Source organism: Streptomyces venezuelae (assembly GCF_008642355.1).
Taxonomy (GTDB): Bacteria; Actinomycetota; Actinomycetes; order Streptomycetales; family Streptomycetaceae; genus Streptomyces; species Streptomyces venezuelae_B.
Genome location: NZ_CP029193.1, coordinates 4,954,743 through 4,973,975, shown reverse-complemented (window position 1 = coordinate 4,973,975; position 19,233 = coordinate 4,954,743). Strand labels below are relative to the sequence as shown.

12 protein-coding genes are annotated in these 19,233 nt (G+C 71.7%); 5 read left to right on the top strand and 7 right to left on the bottom strand.

Going from position 1 to position 19,233, the window contains the following annotated elements; genetic code table 11:
* Window positions 1–114: 114 nt before the first annotated feature.
* Window positions 115–1,434 (top strand): helix-turn-helix domain-containing protein, encoded by a 1,320-nt coding sequence (locus tag DEJ47_RS23155; protein WP_190415514.1) that lies wholly within the window; start codon window positions 115–117, stop codon window positions 1,432–1,434.
* Window positions 1,435–1,674: 240 nt separating this feature from the next.
* Here the strand turns inward: DEJ47_RS23155 and sucD are convergent, their stop codons facing one another.
* The 5 genes from sucD to DEJ47_RS23120 form a co-directional block, all read right to left on the bottom strand.
* Entirely contained in the window at window positions 1,675–2,559 is an 885-nt protein-coding gene (gene sucD, locus DEJ47_RS23145; protein WP_150171229.1) for a succinate--CoA ligase subunit alpha, read from the bottom strand.
* Between the two features lie 21 nt (window positions 2,560–2,580).
* Entirely contained in the window at window positions 2,581–3,759 is a 1,179-nt protein-coding gene (gene sucC, locus DEJ47_RS23140; RefSeq protein WP_150171227.1) for an ADP-forming succinate--CoA ligase subunit beta, read from the bottom strand.
* A 311-nt stretch (window positions 3,760–4,070) separates the two neighbouring features.
* Window positions 4,071–5,171: a VWA domain-containing protein gene (locus tag DEJ47_RS23135; RefSeq protein ID WP_398335534.1), complete on the bottom strand. Its 1,101-nt coding sequence runs from the start codon at window positions 5,169–5,171 to the stop codon at window positions 4,071–4,073.
* A 526-nt stretch (window positions 5,172–5,697) separates the two neighbouring features.
* Window positions 5,698–8,151 (bottom strand): DUF5682 family protein, encoded by a 2,454-nt coding sequence (locus DEJ47_RS23125; RefSeq protein WP_223828731.1) that lies wholly within the window; start codon window positions 8,149–8,151, stop codon window positions 5,698–5,700.
* A 116-nt stretch (window positions 8,152–8,267) separates the two neighbouring features.
* Window positions 8,268–9,422, bottom strand: coding sequence for an ATP-binding protein (locus DEJ47_RS23120; protein ID WP_150171223.1), 1,155 nt, complete (start codon window positions 9,420–9,422; stop codon window positions 8,268–8,270).
* Window positions 9,423–9,575: 153 nt separating this feature from the next.
* Here DEJ47_RS23120 and DEJ47_RS23115 point away from each other — a divergent pair, with 153 nt between their 5' ends.
* Entirely contained in the window at window positions 9,576–11,000 is a 1,425-nt protein-coding gene (locus DEJ47_RS23115; protein WP_150171221.1) for an SWIM zinc finger domain-containing protein, read from the top strand.
* Between the two features lie 107 nt (window positions 11,001–11,107).
* Complete coding sequence (locus DEJ47_RS23110) at window positions 11,108–12,682, top strand: DUF5691 domain-containing protein (protein WP_150175805.1); 1,575 nt, start codon at window positions 11,108–11,110, stop codon at window positions 12,680–12,682.
* A gap of 162 nt (window positions 12,683–12,844) precedes the next feature.
* On the opposite strand, the gene DEJ47_RS23105 is transcribed toward DEJ47_RS23110, so the two are convergent.
* Window positions 12,845–13,258, bottom strand: a complete 414-nt coding sequence (locus DEJ47_RS23105) for a cobalamin B12-binding domain-containing protein (RefSeq protein WP_055569378.1) — start codon at window positions 13,256–13,258, stop codon at window positions 12,845–12,847.
* Between the two features lie 561 nt (window positions 13,259–13,819).
* Here DEJ47_RS23105 and DEJ47_RS23100 point away from each other — a divergent pair.
* Entirely contained in the window at window positions 13,820–14,617 is a 798-nt protein-coding gene (locus DEJ47_RS23100; protein ID WP_223828730.1) for a lipase family alpha/beta hydrolase, read from the top strand.
* Window positions 14,618–14,830: 213 nt separating this feature from the next.
* The gene (locus DEJ47_RS23095; protein ID WP_317850835.1) at window positions 14,831–16,264 is read left to right on the top strand and encodes a M23 family metallopeptidase; all 1,434 of its coding nucleotides are present in this window, start codon (window positions 14,831–14,833) and stop codon (window positions 16,262–16,264) included.
* 241 nt (window positions 16,265–16,505) lie between these two features.
* On the opposite strand, the gene pcrA is transcribed toward DEJ47_RS23095, so the two are convergent.
* Entirely contained in the window at window positions 16,506–19,028 is a 2,523-nt protein-coding gene (gene pcrA, locus DEJ47_RS23090; RefSeq protein ID WP_150171215.1) for a DNA helicase PcrA, read from the bottom strand.
* Between the last annotated feature and the right edge of the window lie 205 nt (window positions 19,029–19,233).

Below are 19,233 nucleotides of genomic sequence, written 5' to 3'. Positions count from 1 at the left end.
ACAGGCGAATATCGGATGTGTCGCTCAATATACGTTTATGTACTTTTTCGTACGGCAGGTCGGCTCCGCCCGGCCCGCCCGCCGTACGTCGGCCCACGGTGCGGAGATTCCGAGATGCCCCAGAGCCCTGCCACGCCTCTGCCGTCCCCCAAGGAACGCCGCAGGCTGCGCGAGGCGAAGTCGCTGAGCCATGCCGACCTCGCGGCGAGGATCGGCGTCACCAGCGAAACGGTCCGCTCCTGGGAAACCGGCCGCTCCGCCCCGCGCGGCCGCAAGCGCGAGACGTACGCGAAACTCCTGACGGCGAACGCGGGTGCGAACGCAGACCAGGAGGAGCGGACGACCACGACCACGACGATCAGAACGTCCACGACGACCGTCGATAAGGCCGCCACCGAGGCAGGCCCCACGCCCCCCGCGCGCACGCACCCCCTCCGCACGAAGCCCTCCCCAGGCACCAGGTCGACTTCACGCCCGCAACCAGCGGCCAAGCGCGCGGCGAAGCCGCTCACGCCGGCTCCCATGACGTCCCCCGCCCACGCCCACGCTCACGCCCCCGCCTCCGCCCCCGCTGCCAACGGCCACATTCGCCCGCTCCCCGTCCGCGTGACGCGCCCTCAGGCCGCCCGGCCCCCGGACCAGACCCCCGCCCAGGCCTTCGACGCCCTCTGCGCCCACTGCGCCCCCGGCCTCGTACGCCAGACCTACCTGCTCACCGGACGGCGCGGCCTCGCCCACGAGTCGGTGGAGCGCGCCTTCCAGCTGGCGTGGCAGCGCTGGCCCGAGGTGGCCGTCGACCGTGACCCGGCGGGCTGGGTCCGCGCGGCGGCGTACGAGTACGCGATGTCCCCCTGGCACCGCTTCCGCCCCAGCCTGCGCCACCCGGACGCCCCGCCCGCCCAGCCGGCCGACCGCGCCTTCCTGGACGTACTCCTGAGCCTGCCGCCCGCCCAGCGCCGCGCCCTGATGCTCTACGACGGCGTCGGCCTAGACCTGCCCGAGACCGCGGCCGAGACGGAGGCGAGCACGCCCGCCACCGCGAACCGCCTCCTGAACGCGCGCGAGACGATCGCCGAGCGACTCCCCGACCTGGCGGACCCCGAGGCACTCCACCGGCGCCTCGCCGAGGTCGGCAAGGCCGAGAAACTACGACTCCCGAAGGCCGACCGCGTCCGCACGGGAAGCGAGTACCGGGCGCGCTTCTGGACCCGCGCGGCCATCGCGTTCACGGCTCTGATCATCGGTGCGACGGCCCTGACCCTGAGGAACGCCCCCACCCACTACGAGCCCCCACAGGCCCCCGGCCGCGCCATCAGCGGCGTCCCGCCCCGCATGGGCCCGGGCCCCCTCACCTACGAGGACACCACCCTCCGCGAAAAGCTCCGAGCAGAACTCCCCAACGGCCAGGACCGCCTGGCCCCGCAGGCAAGGTAGCGGGCGGCAGGGGCGGTCAAGGGCATGGGGGCCGGGCGCCGGGCGCAATCCAGGCACACGGGGGCGCGGGCGCCGGGCGCACATCAGGCGCGCGGGGCGCAGGCGCGGTCAGGGGCGCGGGGAACTGCGCGACAGGCCCCCACCGCCCGCAGCCGAAGAACACCACAGGCGGAGGCAGAAAAGTGGGCCCGCACCGGAAAGGTGCGGGCCCACTCACAGACACTGCTCAACCGACGGACGTCATCCCGCCAGGATCTCGCGCGCCAGCTTCGCCGTCTCGGTAGGCGTCTTGCCGACCTTCACGCCGGCGGCCTCGAGGGCCTCCTTCTTCGCGGCAGCGGTGCCGGAGGAGCCGGAGACGATGGCGCCCGCGTGGCCCATCGTCTTGCCCTCGGGCGCCGTGAAGCCCGCGACATAACCGACGACCGGCTTCGTCACGTTCGCCTTGATGAAGTCCGCCGCACGCTCCTCCGCGTCGCCGCCGATCTCACCGATCATGACGATCAGGTCGGTGTCGGGGTCGGCCTCGAAGGCCTCAAGCGCGTCGATGTGCGTCGTGCCGATGACCGGGTCGCCACCGATGCCGACGGCCGAGGAGAAGCCGATGTCACGGAGCTCGTACATCATCTGGTACGTCAGCGTGCCGGACTTCGAGACCAGGCCGATGCGGCCCGGCTTCGTGATGTCGCCCGGGATGATGCCGGCGTTCGACTGGCCCGGGGTGATGAGACCGGGGCAGTTCGGGCCGATGATGCGGGTCTTGTTGCCCTTCGCCTTCGCGTACGCCCAGAAGGCGGCGGAGTCGTGGACGGCGATGCCCTCGGTGATGACGACGGCGAGGGGGATCTCCGCGTCGATCGCCTCGACGACGGCGGCCTTGGAGAATGCCGGCGGCACGAAGAGGACGGACACGTTGGCACCCGTCTTCTCCATGGCCTCCTTGACGGAGCCGAAGACCGGGACCTCGGTGCCGTCGAAGTCGACGGACGTGCCGGCCTTGCGCGGGTTCACGCCGCCGACGATGTTCGTGCCGTCACCCAGCATGAGCTTGGTGTGCTTCATGCCCGTGGCACCGGTCATGCCCTGGACGATGACCTTGCTGTCCTTGTTGAGGAAGATAGCCATGGCTGTTCTTTCCCTCGTCCCTTACTTCGCGGCCGCGAGCTCGGCGGCCTTGTCGGCCGCGCCGTCCATGGTGTCCACACGCTGCACGAGCGGGTGGTTGGCGTCGCTCAGGATCTTGCGACCCAGCTCCGCGTTGTTGCCGTCGAGGCGCACGACCAGCGGCTTCTCGACCTTCTCGCCCTTCGAGGCGAGCAGCTCCAGGGCCTGCACGATGCCGTTGGCGACCTCGTCGCACGCGGTGATGCCACCGAAGACGTTGACGAAGACGGACTTGACGTCCGGGTCGCCGAGGATGATCTCCAGGCCGTTCGCCATGACCTCGGCGGAGGCGCCGCCACCGATGTCGAGGAAGTTGGCGGGCTTCACGCCGCCGTGCGCCTCACCGGCGTACGCGACGACGTCCAGGGTCGACATGACCAGACCGGCACCGTTACCGATGATGCCGACCTCGCCCTCGAGCTTGACGTAGTTGAGGCCCTTGGCCTTGGCAGCAGCCTCGAGCGGGTTGGCTGCGTCCTTGTCCTCGAGCGCCTCGTGGTCGGCCTGGCGGAAGTCGGCGTTCTCGTCGAGCGAGACCTTGCCGTCCAGAGCCAGAATGCGGCCGTCCTTGGTCTTGACCAGCGGGTTGACCTCGACGAGGAGCGCGTCCTCGGCGACGAAGGTCTCCCACAGGGTCACCATGGCCTCGGCGACGCCCTCGGCCACGTCGGCCGGGAACTTCGCCTGCGCGACGATCTCGCGGGCCTTCTCGATGGTGACGCCCTCGTTGGAGTCGACCGGAACCTTGGCGAGCGCCTCGGGGGTCTTCTCGGCGACCTCCTCGATGTCCATGCCGCCCTGCACGGACGCCATGGCGAGGAAGGTGCGGTTGGTGCGGTCGAGGAGGTACGAGACGTAGTACTCCGCCTCGATCTCCGGGGACAGCTCGGCGATCATCACCTTGTGGACCGTGTGGCCCTTGATGTCCATCCCGAGGATGTCCGTCGCGCGGGCGACGGCCTCGTCCGCGTTCGCCGCCAGCTTCACGCCGCCGGCCTTGCCGCGGCCACCGACCTTCACCTGGGCCTTGACGACCGACTTGCCGCCCAGCTTCTCGGTGGCCTCGCGCGCCGCCTCAGGCGTGTCGATGACTTCACCGGCCAGCACCGGTACACCGTGCTTGGCGAAGAGGTCCCTCGCCTGGTACTCGAACAGGTCCACGCGCGTCCGTCCCTTTTCCGTGATCTCGCTGCGATCTCGCTGCTTTGTGGTCAGCTGTCTGCGTGGGCGTGCCGCGGAGGGCAACGTGACTGCGCTGTCACAGGGGAGGCGTAGGACGGAGTCCGGTACGCGGCATGTCCGTCTCGCAGGTTATCGCCGCGGGACGTAGGTCCCTAAATCACAGATCACATTTGGGCGGTGATGACGGTCACAGATCATGCGGTCACCGCGGCAAAAGCCGCGGCGCCCGTGGTGGCCGGGCGGCCTCTGTGGCGTCGGACACCCCTCGTTTGCTCCCGTTGCTCCCGCGATCAGGCGGTCGTCTCGGGGTAGGCGGTCGTCTTGGGGTAGGCGGTCGTCTCGGCGTCGGGTATCGGAAGGGGACGCTTCTCGATCGCCGCGGCCATCACCTCCGGGAAGAGGTCCGGTGTGCAGGCGAAGGCAGGCGCGTCGAGGGCCGCGAGTGCCGCCGCGTGCTCGCGGTCGTACGCGGGTGTCCCCTCGTCGGAGAGCGCGAGCAGCGTCACGAACTGCACCCCGGACGCCTTCATGGCCGCGACCCGCTTCAGCATCTCGTCGCGGATGCCTCCTTCGTAGAGGTCGCTGATGAGGACCACCACCGTGTCGGCGGGCCGGGTGATCTGCGACTGGCAGTAGGCGAGAGCGCGATTGATGTCGGTACCGCCGCCCAGTTGCGTGCCGAAAAGCACGTCCACGGGATCGTCGAGCTGGTCGGTCAGGTCGACGACGTTCGTGTCGAAGACGACGAGCCGGGTGTCGAGCGACCGCATGGACCCGAGCACAGCACCGAAAACCGAGGCATAGACGACGGACGCGGCCATCGACCCCGACTGGTCGATGCAGAGGACGACCTCCTTCTTCACGGACCGGGAGGCCCGCCCGTACCCGATGAGCCTCTCGGGGACGATCGTCCGGTGCTCCGGCAGGTAGTTCTTGAGGTTGGCCGCGATCGTGCGGTTCCAGTCGATGTCGTGGTGGCGCGGCCTGCTGACGCGCGCGCTGCGGTCGAGCGCGCCGGTGAGCGTGGAACGGGTCCGCGTCGCCAGGCGCTTCTCCAGATCCTCGACGACCTTGCGCACGACGGCCCGCGCGGTCTCCTTGGTCGTCTCGGGCATGGCCTTGTTGAGGGAGAGCAGCGTGCCCACGAGGTGCACGTCCGCTTCGACGGCCTCCAGCATCTCGGGCTCCAGGAGGAGCGTGGAGAGGCCCAGTCGGTCGATGGCGTCCCGCTGCATCACCTGCACGACGGACGAGGGGAAGTACGTCCGGATGTCCCCGAGCCAGCGCGCCACGGACGGCGCGGACGCCCCGAGCCCCGCCGACCGTTCCCGCCGCCCCCGGTCGTCCCTGCCGTCCGCGCCCCCGTACAACGCGCCAAGGGCAGCGTCCATCCCGACGTCCCGCCCCCCAAGCACACACCCGGTCCCGTCACCGCCCTCCCCACCCAGCACAAGCCGCCACCGCCGCAACCGCTCCCCACTCCCCCGAGCCCCCTGATCCTCAACCCCGACCACAGCCTCTCCCCCGATTCCGGCCCCGGCTGCATCTCCGGCCCCGACCGCAGCTCCGGCTACGGACTCGCCCCCGACTACGCCAACCCTCGTCTCGCCCCCGCCTTCGACCTCAGCCCCAACCCCAGCCCCCGTCACAACTCCAGCCCCGGTTACGCCTCCGGCCCCGCCCCCGACCTCAGCCCCGACCCCGGCCCCGCCCGCCGCTACGGTCCCGCCGACGGCCGCCTCGGCCACACCCACGACCACGCCAACCCCGTCAGACATCCCGCCCACCCCAGTCACTCCAGCCGCCCGTTCATCCCGCCACCCCACACAGACGTCACCCGCCGCCCGCACCACGCCGAGGCCCCATACCTGCTTCCGCTCCCGATTCCGGTTCCGCTCCCGATTCCGCTTCCGCCTCTCACCCCACCCCGACCCCAGTCCCTGCCCCTGCCCCTGCCCCCGTAGGCAACCCAAGAAGCAGGCGGACGATCGGCACCACGGCGTCCGCGCGCGTGGGGTCGAGCTCGCTTGCGAAGCCGGGCAGCCCCGCGCCCGCCAGAGCACCAGCCCCGCCCCTACCGCCGATGCCGCCACCCGCACCGGCCGCCCCTCCGACCGGCCCCCGCCGCACCAACTCGCCCAACGTCCGCCGCACCCCCGGTTCGTACGCCGAGAACGTGCGGCGCAGCAGCGGCAGTACGTCGGTGAAGGCGTCGTCCGACACCCCGCACAGCCAGTCGTCGACCAGCCCCAGGAGCCGCCCGTCGTGCACGAGCAGCATCCCGCCCCCGGAGCCGCCCCCGACGAACCCCTCGATCCAGGCGGCCCCTTCGGCCGGCGCGCTTCCTCGGGACAGCGCGAGCCCCATGAGGCGGGCGACTTCCTCGTCCCCCAGTTCCCCGCCGTCCAGCAGCAGCCGCACGCACCGCCCCCGCACGACTCCCGCGGCGGACTCCCGCCCGGCGAGCGTCCGCAGTACGGAGAGCCACCGCGCGCGAACCCCCGGCGGCTCCCCGGAACCGAAACGCGAACCGAAACCCGAACCGGGACCCGTACCGAACTCCCCCAGCAGTCCCACCGCCTGATGCACCGCATCGACATGACGCCGCATCTCCAGAGCCGCGTCCGCGTCCAGTCCCGCGCATGCGGGCGGCAGTCCGACGAAGATCCGCTCGGCGAGCCCGAGGGCAACCTCTCCGAGGGCCTCCGTGCCGGTCCCCCGGACATCCCCGTACCGGAGTGACCGCACGAGCGCGGGCAGCGCCTGGGCGAGGTGTCCGACATCCGCGTCCAGCGCCGCACGGTCCGCGAGGACCCTCATCACCACGGGCAACGCGTCCGGCAGCTCCGCCAGCAGACACCGCTCGGCGAGAGCGGTGACATCGGCGAGCGCTCCCGCCCCCACCGCGTCGGCGGACGCCTTGCCCGTCGCCGCGCCCAGGACCGTCGTCCCCCACACCCCCGCCTCGGCGACCCGCACGGCGAGCTCCGGTTCCCACCGCAGCCGCCAGGTCTCCCGGAACGTACCCGTGCTCCCCCGGGACGCCGTCGGCTCGCCCCAGGCCACGCCCAGGAGCCGCAGCCGGTGCAGCAGTCTGCTGCGCGCGGCGTCCGTCTCCTTGCGGAGGTCGAGTTCCAACTCCCGCTCCAGCGCCTCCGGTTTCAGCCGCAGCCTGCGCTGAAGTCTGGTGAGGTCCCGTTGCAGCGGGACCGCGGGCGCCGCCTCGGGCACCTCGCCCAGCACATCCCCCACGACGAGCTTGTCCCGGACGAGCGCGAGCGGTACGTCCGAGCCCTCGCACATCACCGCCCGCACCGCATCCGTCGTCTCGGTGAGTCCGGCCAGCGGCCGCCCCCGCATCGCGGCGAGCGTCTCGGCGAGCCGCACCGCCTCGATGACGTGCGCGGACGAGACGAGTCTGTCCTCGTCGCGGAGCAGCCGCGCGACCTTCGTCATCCAGCGCTCGACGGGCCGGTCGGGCGCGCCGAACAGGTGGGCGTACCAGCCGGGAGAGGTGATCCCCGCGCCGTATCCGCTGGCACGCGAGAGCCTGCGGTGGGTCCACGGCACCCACGTCATCTCGGCCTTCACCTTGGGCAGCCCTTTGAGCAGGGCCCGGTCGGCGGTGACGGTGGTCTTCTGCAGCAGTGCCGGTACATGCCAGGCCCCGCAGACCACGGCGACCCGGTCCGGTCCGAACTCCTTCCGCGCGGCCCGCACCTGGATCCGCATGTACGCCTCGCGCACCAGGTCGCGGCTGTGCCCCCCGTCTCCGTAGGCCTCGCGCAGCGCTCCCATCGCCTCGCCCAGCGCTTCGAACGGCGCGAACGCGTCGCCGGCCGTCCCCCGGTGCTCGACGACGTCCTCCCACCAGCGTTCGGGATCGTCGTAACCGGCGGTCTCGGCGAGCACGCCGAGCGGATCGACCCGGACTCCCCCTTGCTCACCACCGCCACGACCGTCACCGCCGTCCTCACCGTCCTTCTGTCCCTCGCCTCCGTCCTCCGTGCGGAGGGCGAGGGAGTGCGCTGCCGGGAGGTCGATGAACCGCACCGGCACCCCGTTCCGGAGGGCCCACCGGATGGCGACCCACTCCGGGGAGAACCCGGCGAGCGGCCAGAACGCCGAGCGGCCCGGCTCGTCCACGACGTGCGCGAGCAGCGCGACCGGTGGCCGCATCCCCTCGTCGGCGGCCAGCCCCACGAGGGCATCGGCCTCCGGCGGGCCCTCCACGAGGACGACGTCCGGCCGCCCCGCGTCGAGCGCGGCCCGCACGGCACGGGCCGAGCCGGGCCCGTGGTGCCGCACACCGAGGAGCAACGGCCCCCGCACCCGCGCCCCCGCCGTGCCCATCACCCCCGCCGCAGCCATCGCCCCGGCCGCGTCCAGCGCCCCCGTCGCGGTCTGCGCCCGTGCCGCCTCCGCCGCGCTCCCCGTTCCCATCGCCCTCCCGACCTCCGCTGCCCTCTCCGCCCCCGCCGCCCCTGTCATGCGCTCACCTCGCGGCACGCGCGGTAGAAGTCCTTCCAGCCGTCGCGCTCGCGCACGACCGTCTCCAAGTACTCCTGCCAGATCACGCGGTCCGCCGCCGGGTCCCGGACGACGGCGCCGAGGATGCCCGCCGCCACGTCTCCGGAGCGCAGCACACCGTCACCGAAGTGGGCTGCCAGAGCCAGGCCGTTGGTGACGACGGAGATCGCCTCGGCCGTGGACAGGGTGCCGCTGGGCGACTTCAGCTTCGTACGCCCGTCCGCCGTGACGCCGTCGCGCAGTTCACGGAAGACGGTGACGACTCGGCGTATCTCGTCGATGCCCTCGGGGCCCGCGGGCAGGTCGAGCGAGCGGCCGATCTGGTCGACGCGCCGCGAGACGATGTCGACCTCGGCCTCGGCGCTCTCCGGCAGCGGCAGGACGACCGTGTTGAAGCGGCGGCGCAGGGCGCTCGACAGGTCGTTGACGCCGCGGTCGCGGTCGTTGGCCGTCGCGATGAGGTTGAAGCCGCGCACGGCCTGCACCTCCTGCCCCAGCTCCGGGATGGGCAGCGTCTTCTCCGACAGGATCGTGATCAGCGTGTCCTGCACATCGGCGGGGATGCGGGTCAGCTCCTCGACGCGCGCCGTCATGCCCTCCGCCATCGCCCGCATGACGGGGCTCGGCACGAGCGCGTCGCGGCTGGGGCCGTGGGCGAGGAGCTGGGCGTAGTTCCAGCCGTACCGGATCGCTTCCTCCGGCGTGCCCGCCGTGCCCTGCACGAGCAGGGTCGAGTCGCCGCTGACCGCCGCCGCGAGGTGTTCGGACACCCAGGTCTTGGCGGTGCCCGGCACGCCGAGCAGCAGCAGGGCGCGGTCGGTGGCGAGGGTGGTGACGGCGACCTCGACGATGCGGCGCGGCCCCACGTACTTCGGCGTGATCACCGTGCCGTCGGGCAGGGTCCCGCCGAGCAGGTAGGTGGCGACGGCCCACGGCGAGAGCTTCCACCGCTGCGGCCGCGGCCGGTCGTCCTGGGCGGCCAGCGCGGCGAGTTCGGCGGCGAAGGCGTCCTCGGCATGCGGCCTGAGCGCTTCCGCACCGTCGGCGGAACCGGGCGCGGGCGCCGCCGGATTCGCGGTCGCGGACGTCGTCGAGTCGACGGAAACGGTCATGGAGCGATCCCCCTCCAGCTCGTCCGGACACATCTGGCCCGGAGATGTCTCCACCGTGCACCACGCCACTGACAATCGCCGTCCGCACGACTCTGACCTGGGCGAACGCCTGGACTCGAACCGATTGTCAGTGGCGGCACCTACCTTCGAGACATGACTCAGCAGGGGGTGCGCTGGACGGCGGATCAGGTGCTGGCACTGGCTCCTGATGCCCCGTCACGCAAGGCGGGCAGCAAACTCGGCGTCGCAGGGCCGTGGTCGGAAGCGGGCAGTACTGGCGAGGGGGCGGTGTGGGGACTGTACAAGGGCAGTGGCAGCAAGCCGTATCAGACGATTGTCGACATCGCGGACGTCGCGGGCCCGGCGTACAAGTGCAGTTGTCCGAGCCGTAAGTTCCCGTGCAAACACGCGCTGGGGCTGCTGCTGGTGTGGGCGGGATCGGACGGCACCGTGCCGGACGGCGGCGAGCCGCCGGCCTGGGCCGAGGAGTGGCTGGCCGCGCGCCGCAAAAGAGCGGACGGCAAACAGAGTCCGTCCGCCACGCCCTCCGCTCCGGCCGACCCGGAGGCCGCGCGCAGAAGAGCGGAGAAGCGCGCCGAACGCATCACCGCCGGGGCGACGGAGCTGGAGCAGCGCCTGTCCGACCTGCTCCGCGGCGGCACGGCGTCGGCGGAGCAGATGGGGTACGGCCTGTGGGAGGAGACGGCGGCCCGCATGGTCGACGCCCAGGCGCCGGGTCTGGCCGCCCGCGTGCGCGAGTTGGGGGCCGTACCGTCCTCCGGACCCGGCTGGCCCGTTCGCCTCCTGGAGGAGTGCGCGCTGCTTCACCTCCTCGACCAGGGCTGGCTCCACCGCGACCGGCTGCCGGACGGCCTCGCGGCCACGGTCCGGTCCCGCGTCGGCCTGCCCGCCCAGGCGGAGGGCCCGCCGGTGCGCGACCACTGGGTGGTCCTCGCCCAGTACGACACGGCGGACAGCAGACTCACCACACGCCGCATATGGCTGTACGGCACGGAGTCCGGCCGCACCGCGCTCCTCCTCTCGTACGGGGCGGCGGGCCGGGCACCCGCGCTCGCCCTGCCCGTCGGCCTCGCGCTCGACGCCGAGGTGACCGGGTATGCGGGGGCGGGGCAGCTGCGCGTGGAGCTGGGCGAACAGTTCGCGGCACCGGTGCCGACCGCGCGGCGGCCGGCGGGCGTACGTCCCGAAGAGGCCGTCGCCCGTTACGGCGCGGCGCTCCGGGACGACCCGTGGCTGGAGTCCTGGCCGGTGACGCTCGCCGAGGTGATTCCGGCCCGTTCACGGAACGCGCGGGACGCACAAGGCAGGCAAGGCGCACAGGGCACACACGCCACGCAAAGCACACCGAGCACGCCGGACTCCTGGCAACTGGCCGATCCGGTGACCGGCTCCGCCCTCCCCCTCGCACCGTCCGCCGCGTCCCGGCCGGGCCTGTGGCGTCTGATCGCCCTCTCCGGAGGCACACCGCTGACGGTGTTCGGCGAGTGCGGCCACCGAGGCTTCACCCCACTGGCGGCCTGGCCGCAGGACTCAGGAGAGACGGTGTCGCTGTGCTGAAGAACGCCCCCGAGAACGCGCCCGAGCACACCCCCCAGGAACCCGCCCCGCCCACGGCAGGCGGAGCCCACGTCACCAGCGCGGCGACCGAACCCTCGTGGGACGACCTGGTCACGACAGCCCTGCTCGGCACCGATCGCCGCGCGCTGCCGGCCTCCGTGCACACACCCGGCAAGGAAGCCCCGATCGCCCTCCTGGACGCGGCGGCCCTGCAGACGGTGCGCCGCCGGGCGGGGCTGCGCGCAGCACCGGCCGCCGCACTGCCCGAGCCCGCGGCGGGCGACCCGAGGCCACCGCTGCCCCCAGCGGCCCGGCGCAGGCTCGCGACGCTGCTCACCGATCAGCCCGGCACGGGCGGCGGCGGCCGCAGGGGTGCGGCGCCCGACCTGATGGAACTCCTGCCCCAGTGGCTCGCACTGGCCAACGCGCGGGGGTACGGCGCACCGCCGGAGCTGCTGCCGGCGCTCCTGAACGCGGCACGCGGCCGCACGGACCTGCGTCCCCAGGCCCTCACCTTCGCGGGCCCGAGAGCTCTCTGGCTGGCCCGTCTCAACCCGGACTGGAAGTTCGCACTCAGGGCCACCCCGGGAGGCGGCGTGACCCTGCCGTCCGCCGACGACGCCCCGGAGGTGCAACGCCTCTGGGAGGAAGGCCTCTTCGCCGAGCGCGTCGCCCTCCTCACCGCGTTGCGCGCGCACCACGCCGGGACGGCCCTGGACCTGCTCGTGTCCACGTGGTCGACGGAGCGGGCGGAGGACCGCCTGATGTTCCTCGACTCCCTGCGCACCGGCCTGTCCTCCGTGGACGAGCCGTTCCTCGAGCAGGCCCTCACGGACCGCAGCCGCAACGTCCGCGCCACCGCCGCGGAACTGCTGTCCGCGCTCCCCGACTCGGCCCTGGCCGGCAGGATGTCGACCCGCGCTGCCTCCTGCGTAGCCGTCGACCACACCTCCGACACCCCGACCCTCACGGTGGAGGCTCCGCACGAGTGCGACGCCGGCATGGAGCGGGACGGCGTCACTCCGAAGCCTCCCGCCGGCCGCGGCGAGCGCTCATGGTGGCTGGGCCAGCTCGTGGAGGCGGCCCCGCTCACCACCTGGCAGCCCCGGCTCGGCAACCGCACACCGGCGGAGATCGTGGCACTCCCCGTGGCAGACGACTGGCGGAGCGAGCTGCACGCCGCATGGTGCCGCGCGGCGGTGCGTCAACGGGACGTCGCCTGGTCCCGTGCGCTGCTCGGCACCCCCGCCTCGCCCGACGCCGCGGGCCCCGGCGCCGTGTCGCTCGCCGAACGGGCCAAGCTCCTCGCCTCGCTTCCCGCAGCCGAACGGGCCGACTGGGTGGCCGGCTTCATCGCCGCGCACGGCCTGTCGGAGGCGTTCCAGCTCCTCGGTGTCTGCGCGGTCCCCTGGGCGGAGCCATTGGGCCGCGCGGTGGTGGACTCCCTGAACATCGCGCGCGACGCCGGAAGTTACCCCTGGAGCTTCAGCGGCGTGATGGGCCTGGCGGAGCGCTGCCTCGACCCGTCGGAAGCGGTACGCCTGGAGGCGCTCACCGCGATACCCGACGAGCCGGAGAACGCGTCACCCGGCGCGGGCGGCTACTGGTCGGAGGCGTTCCAGCGCCTCGTGACCACGCTGCGCCTGCGCGCGGCGATCCGCGACGAACTCCCGCCCCCGTGACACGAGCCACCGTGACACAAGCCGCAGTGACACAGCCACGAGCCGCCGTGACACGAGGACGCGGGCACCCGCAGGTACGTACACGTACCTGCGGGTCGCGGGTGGCGACGCACACGCCCCCGCGACCCGCGTTCACACCTCACGGCCCTTCCGCCGGAAGGGTCAGACCGCGGCCTGCCGCACGTTCCCCCGGACCCACTCCACGATCGACGTGGTGGTGGCGCCGGGCGTGAAGATCTCCGCGACACCCTTCTCCTTGAGCGGCGCGATGTCCGCCTCGGGGATGATGCCGCCGCCGAACACCTTGATGTCCTCCGCGTCCCGCTCCTTCAGCAGCTCCAGCACGCGCGCGAACAGCGTGTTGTGCGCCCCGGACAGGATGGAGAGACCGATCGCGTCGGCGTCCTCCTGGATCGCGGTGTCCACCACCTGCTCGGGCGTCTGGTGCAGCCCGGTGTAGATGACCTCCATACCGGCGTCACGCAACGCCCGCGCGATCACCTTGGCCCCGCGGTCGTGCCCGTCGAGCCCCGGCTTCGCGACGACCACGCGGATCGGCCCGGCTGCCACACCCATCACTGCCTCCATGTACCGATATCCGTACCGACAACTGTCTGTCCCGGCACAGATACCCCGCACCGCACCGGCCGGGGAAGTGAACGAACGTTATCCCCAGCATCGCGCAAGCGGCAGTTTCGCGGTGGAGAGCGAGGGGGAAATCACACGTGGGACACGTTCGCTGCGCGCCGTCCGCAATCGAGGGGCTCACGCTCCGCATCCGGATCCGGCGCGAGGGGAGCCGCAACGAGACGCCGGTCCACCGCGCCGGCAGCCGCACGGCGTGGTGACACCGCACATCGGCGATGCAACGGGGGCACGGGGCCGCCTCGGAAGGGTGGCCCGGACAGCCATCGCACCTGCCGTCTCCTCGGCCACGACTCCCCCTAGGGCACACGGGGGACAGAGGCGTCCTTCCGTGCGCCAATCGGGAGGTCGACGATGTTGTTCACCGGGGCCCGCCCCTTTCGCCCACTCGGCTCACTGCTGCCGAGAATCGTCGGCCTCGGCCCACCCCCCTCGCTCCCGCACCTCCCCGCGCTGACGGCCCTGCTCCCGCTCCCCGCGCTCCCGTCGAAGATGGCCGGTCTGTCCGTGGCCCTTCTGAAGGCGACAGCCCTGGAGGTGGCGATCCTCGCCGGTCACCTCCTCCTCTATCCCTCCGGCATCGCCCAGGAACGTCGGGTGACACCCGTCCTGCCGCCCCCGGGCGCGCCCCGCCTCCCGTCGGACGACAGGCCTCCGGTTCTGCTGCTTCACGGCTTCATCGACAACCGCTCCGTGTTCGTGCTGCTCCGCCGCGCCCTGTCCCAGCAGGGCGGGCGCCGCGTCGAGTCCCTCAACTACTCCCCGCTGACCTGCGACGTCAGGGGCGCCGCCGAACTGCTCGGCCGCCACATCGAGGAACTCTGCGAGCGCACGGGACACGCCCGGGTCGACGTCGTCGGTCACAGTCTCGGCGGGCTGATCGCCCGCTACTACGCGCAGCGACAGGGCGGCGACGCCCGCATCCGCACCCTGGTCACGCTCGGCACGCCGCACGCGGGCACCCGCGTGGTGCCGCTCGCGAACGCGCACCCCATCGTCCGGCAGATGCGTCCGGGCTCCGATGTCATCGAGGAGCTCAAGGAACCGGCGCCGGACTGCCGCACTCAGTTCGTGAGTTTCTGGAGCGATCTCGACCAGATCATGGACCCCCTGGAGACGGCCTGCGTGGACCACCCCGACCTGACCGCGCAGAACGTCCGCGTCACCGGCATCGGCCACCTCGCGCTGCCGGTGCACCCCGCAGTCGCGAACGGAATACGCCAGGCACTCGACCTGGCGAACCCGGGGGCCGATGCCCAGAGCGCACCGGGCGGACTGACGGTCGCCTGACCGCCGCCAACTATCGAACGGATCTCGAACGCAAAGCCAAGGTCGTGTTCTCAGACCGCCGAAAGGCGGCCGAATGCCCGTTTCCTGCGAGCACGAAACCTGGGGAAGATTGTCGCGCCCGTATACCGCCGGGTACAGTCGCCGCACTGCTCTGCCCCTGCTGCCGAGGCGAAAGAGAAGTTGGTGAACGACCGTCACCCGTCGGGGAGCTCAATGCCCCCGTCCTCGGCACCCGGCGCCGACTACGCGCACTACGCGACGTACGACGAACAGAGTGCCCAGCACAACGGCTACGGCCACGACACCTATTCCACCGGAAGTTTCGACACCGGCAGCCTCGCCACCGGCAGTTTCGACACCGGAACGTTCGCGGTCGACCCCCTCTTCGGCGACATGCCGGACAACGGGCACGACACGGGCCAGTGGGCGACCACGACGAGCCCGCAGCAGACGGCCACTTACGACGCGTACGCCGAGCAGTACTACGCGGCCACCTACGACGGCAGCTACGACACCGCCTCGATGTGGTCGACCGGCGGTCATCAGCAGGTCGCAGGCATCCCCGCCCAGCAGGGCCCGGACTCCACGGGCCAGTGGGACACGACCGCCTGGCACGAGGACCCGCAGAACGGCCCCCAGACCGGCCAGTGGGACACGCAGACCTTCGACACGGGTGCGTACGACGCGACGGCGTGGAACGCCGCCGACGACACCCCCGAGTCACACCAGGCGCACGACGCCACCGACTTGCTCGGCTCGCCCGTCCCGCACGACGCGTCCCACACGTACGACACCGAGGGCGACGCGGCGTACGAACCCGCGGACACCGAGTCGGCCGACTCCCCCAGCCCCGCGCCCCGTTCCTCCCGCGGAAGGAACGCCGGACCCGCGGCGGGCGGCCGCTCCAGGACCCGTCGCCGTACCCCTGCCAAGCGTTCCGCGCTCTTCACCATCGCGGTTCCCTCGGCCTGCGTGATGGGGGTCGCCGGAGTGGCGGCCGCGTCCGTCGGGAACTTCGGCGGGGACGACACGCAGGACTCGACGACGACGGCATCGGCTCCCGACGCCACGTCCGTGCAGCCCTCCGCCGCCAACAGCAAGCTGGACACGCAGCTGGCGAACCTCTCCGCGGACGCGGGCGACTTCGCGGACCGCGCCAGCCGCACGCAGGAGCGCATCGACCTCAAGGCCGAGAAGGCAGCCGCCGAGAAGAAGGCGGCCGCGGAAGCCGCGCGCAAGGAGCGGCTGCGCCCCAAGTTCGCCCTGCCGGTGAAACAGCACGGCCTCAGCGCGCAGTTCGGCCAGGCGGGCGTCAACTGGATGTCGGCGCACTCCGGAATCGACTTCCCGGTGTCGTACGGCACCGAGGTCCTCGCCGCGACCGACGGCACCGTGACGACCAAGTGGAACAGCGCCTACGGCAACATGGCGATCGTCACCGCGAAGGACGGTACGGAGACGTGGTACTGCCACCTCTCCACGCACAAGATCTCCAGCGGTCCCGTGAAGGCGGGCGAGACCATCGCCTTCTCCGGGAACTCCGGCAACTCCACGGGCCCGCACCTGCACTTCGAGGTGCGGCCCGCAGGCGGCTCGGCGATCGACCCGCTGCCGTGGCTCCGCAGCCACGGCCTCGACCCGACGTAACGTAACTCCGGCCGCCGGCCTGCGTCTCAGAGCCTGTCTGTGAACCCCCGCCCGCGCCCCGACGCACGGCACGCGCTCCCCCAAGCTCTCGGCTGCGTCGAGCAGGGGGACCCCCATGCCGCACGGCGTCCCAGGACAGGTGGCTCCGCCACATGACCTGGGACGCCGCACACCGATCGCACGCACCGACCGCCGCTGCGTCCTCGCTCAGCGCGGACGGCGGGGGTTCACAGACAGGCTCTTACAGCTTCTCCACCGGTGCGTACCGCAGCAGGAGGCGCTTCGGCTTGGGCTCGCCGAAGTCCACCGTCGCCTCGGCGTTCGCACCCGTCCCCTTCACGCCGACCACGGTCCCGAGGCCGAACTGGTCGTGCGTGACACGGTCACCGACGGCGAGCGACACGACCGGCTTCTCCGACGCGCGGCGCGTCGCGAAGCCCTGTGCGCCGCCGGTCCGCGACCGCGACGAGGACAGCGACGAAGCGATGCCCGCGGCGGGCCCGGACGCGGCCGGCGCGCCGACCGAACCGGTCCGCTTCCAGTCCAGGTGCGTGTCCGGGATCTCCTCGAGGAAGCGCGACGGCGGGTTGTACGACGGCGTGCCCCAGGCGCTGCGCATGGACGACCGCGTCAAATAGAGCCGTTCACGCGCGCGGGTGATGCCCACGTACGCGAGACGACGCTCCTCCTCCAGCTCCTTGACCTGCCCGAGGGAGCGCATGTGCGGAAAGACGCCGTCCTCCATGCCGGTCAGGAACACGACGGGGAACTCCAGGCCCTTGGCGGTGTGCAGGGTCATCAGCGTGATGACTCCGGAGCCGTCGTCCTCCTCGTCGGGGATCTGGTCGGAGTCTGCGACCAGGGCGACGCGCTCCAGGAAGTCCGAGAGCGTGCCGGCCGGAGCGGCGCCTTCACCGGCGTCGCCTCCCTCGCCCTCGCCTGCGTCCGCCCCGCCCTGCGTGGTGTCCGCGGCCTGATTGTTGTCCTGCTCGAACTCCAGGGCCACGGCGGCGAGCTCCTGGAGGTTCTCGATGCGGGTCTCGTCCTGCGGGTCGGTCGAGGCCTGCAGCTCGGCCAGGTAGCCGGTCCGTTCGAGCACGGCCTCCAGGACGACTGCCGGGCCCGCGCCCGACTCGACGACGGTCCGCAGCTCCTCCATGAGCGTGTTGAAACGCTTGACGGCGTTGGTGGAGCGGGCCGCCATTCCGTACGCCTCGTCGACGCGGCGGAGCGCCTGCGGGAAGGAGATCTTCTCGCGCTGCGCCAGCGCGTCGATCATGGCTTCGGCACGGTCGCCGATGCCGCGCTTCGGTACGTTGAGGATGCGGCGCAGCGGGACCGCGTCCTCGGGGTTGGCGAGAACGCGCAGGTAGGCCAGCACATCGCGGACCTCCTTGCGCTCGTAGAAGCGGACGCCGCCGACCACCTTGTAGGGCAGGCCGACGCGGATGAAGATCTCTTCGAAAACACGGGACTGGGCGTTCGTCCGGTAGAAGATCGCCACGTCGCCGGCCTTCGCGTCGCCCGCGTCGGTGAGGCGGTCGATCTCGTCGGCGACGAACTGCGCCTCGTCGTGCTCGGTGTCGGCGACGTATCCGGTGATGCGTGCGCCCTCGCCCTGGTTGGTCCACAGGTTCTTGGGGCGGCGGCTCTCGTTCCGCTCGATGACCGCGTTGGCGGCGGTCAGGATCGTCTGGGTGGAGCGGTAGTTCTGCTCCAGGAGGATCGTCGTCGCGTCCGTGTAGTCCTCTTCGAACTGGAGGATGTTGCGGATCGTGGCGCCGCGGAAGGCGTAGATGGACTGGTCGGCGTCGCCCACCACGCACAGCTCCGCGGGGTCGTCACCCTCGCCGCCGGAGGGCCCGACCAGCTCGCGCACCAGCGCGTACTGCGCGTGGTTCGTGTCCTGGTACTCATCGACCATCACGTGCCGGAAACGGCGCCTGTAGTGCTCGGCGACGTCCGGGAAGGCACGCAGCAGGTGGACCGTCGTCATGATCAGGTCGTCAAAGTCCAGCGCGTTCGCCTCGCGGAGGCGCGACTGGTACATGGCATAGGCCTGGGCGAGGGTCTTCTCGAAGCCATCAGCGGCCTGACCTGCGAAGTCCTCTTCGTCGATCAGCTCGTTCTTCAGGTTCGAGATCTTGGCGCTGAACGACTTCGGCGGGAACTTCTTCGGGTCGAGGTCCAGATCACGGCAGACCAGGGCCATGAGGCGCTTGGAGTCGGCGGCGTCGTAGATCGAGAAGGAGGACGTGAAGCCCAGCTTCTTGTACTCACGGCGGAGGATGCGGACACAGGCGCTGTGGAAGGTCGACACCCACATGGCGTTCGCCCGGGGACCCACGAGCTGCTCGACGCGCTCCTTCATCTCGCCCGCGGCCTTGTTCGTGAAGGTGATCGCGAGGATCTGGCCGGGGTGCACGCCGCGCTCGGCCAGCAGGTACGCGATGCGGTGGGTCAGCACGCGGGTCTTGCCGGATCCGGCACCGGCGACGATGAGCAGCGGGGAGCCCGCGTGCACGACGGCCGCGCGCTGGTTCTCGTTCAGCCCGTCGAGGAGCGTCGCCGGGTCGATGACCGGGCGGGCGGCGCCGTCGCGGTAGTGCGTGTCCCGGGTCATGGGCGCGTCGAACTTCCCGTCGAACAGGTCGTCCGGAATGGGCTCCGGAGCGCTGTCCTCGGGCGGCGGCGGGGGCGCTTCGTCCGCGGCCCGGGAGGGCTGCAGGTCCGCCAGGAAGCTGTCATCAAAGAGGCTGCTCATCGCCTCCCGAGTCTAGGCGGCCCCACTGACAACCCGCTGCGGGTTCCGGACAGACCGGTCCACGTCACACGACGCGCCGGTCCACGCCACAGGACACGCCGGGCCGGGTCACGCCCTGCCCGCGGACGATCACACTCCGACAAGACCGCCCGCGCGCCGCACACGCCCGCGAGAGATAACGAAAATGTATCGGGCATATCGAACA

Bases quoted from the DNA above. Each gene is read 5' to 3' on its own strand.
- DEJ47_RS23120 (WP_150171223.1), bottom strand. From the start codon at position 9,422: ATGACCGTTTCCGTCGACTCGACGACGTCCGCGACCGCGAATCCGGCG.
- pcrA (WP_150171215.1), bottom strand. From the start codon at position 19,028: ATGAGCAGCCTCTTTGATGACAGCTTCCTGGCGGACCTGCAGCCCTCC.
- DEJ47_RS23100 (WP_223828730.1), top strand. From the start codon at position 13,820: ATGGCCGGTCTGTCCGTGGCCCTTCTGAAGGCGACAGCCCTGGAGGTG.
- DEJ47_RS23115 (WP_150171221.1), top strand. From the start codon at position 9,576: ATGACTCAGCAGGGGGTGCGCTGGACGGCGGATCAGGTGCTGGCACTG.
- sucD (WP_150171229.1), bottom strand. From the start codon at position 2,559: ATGGCTATCTTCCTCAACAAGGACAGCAAGGTCATCGTCCAGGGCATG.
- DEJ47_RS23155 (WP_190415514.1), top strand. From the start codon at position 115: ATGCCCCAGAGCCCTGCCACGCCTCTGCCGTCCCCCAAGGAACGCCGC.
- DEJ47_RS23095 (WP_317850835.1), top strand. From the start codon at position 14,831: ATGCCCCCGTCCTCGGCACCCGGCGCCGACTACGCGCACTACGCGACG.
- DEJ47_RS23135 (WP_398335534.1), bottom strand. From the start codon at position 5,171: ATGGACGCTGCCCTTGGCGCGTTGTACGGGGGCGCGGACGGCAGGGAC.
- DEJ47_RS23105 (WP_055569378.1), bottom strand. From the start codon at position 13,258: ATGGGTGTGGCAGCCGGGCCGATCCGCGTGGTCGTCGCGAAGCCGGGG.
- DEJ47_RS23125 (WP_223828731.1), bottom strand. From the start codon at position 8,151: ATGGCTGCGGCGGGGGTGATGGGCACGGCGGGGGCGCGGGTGCGGGGG.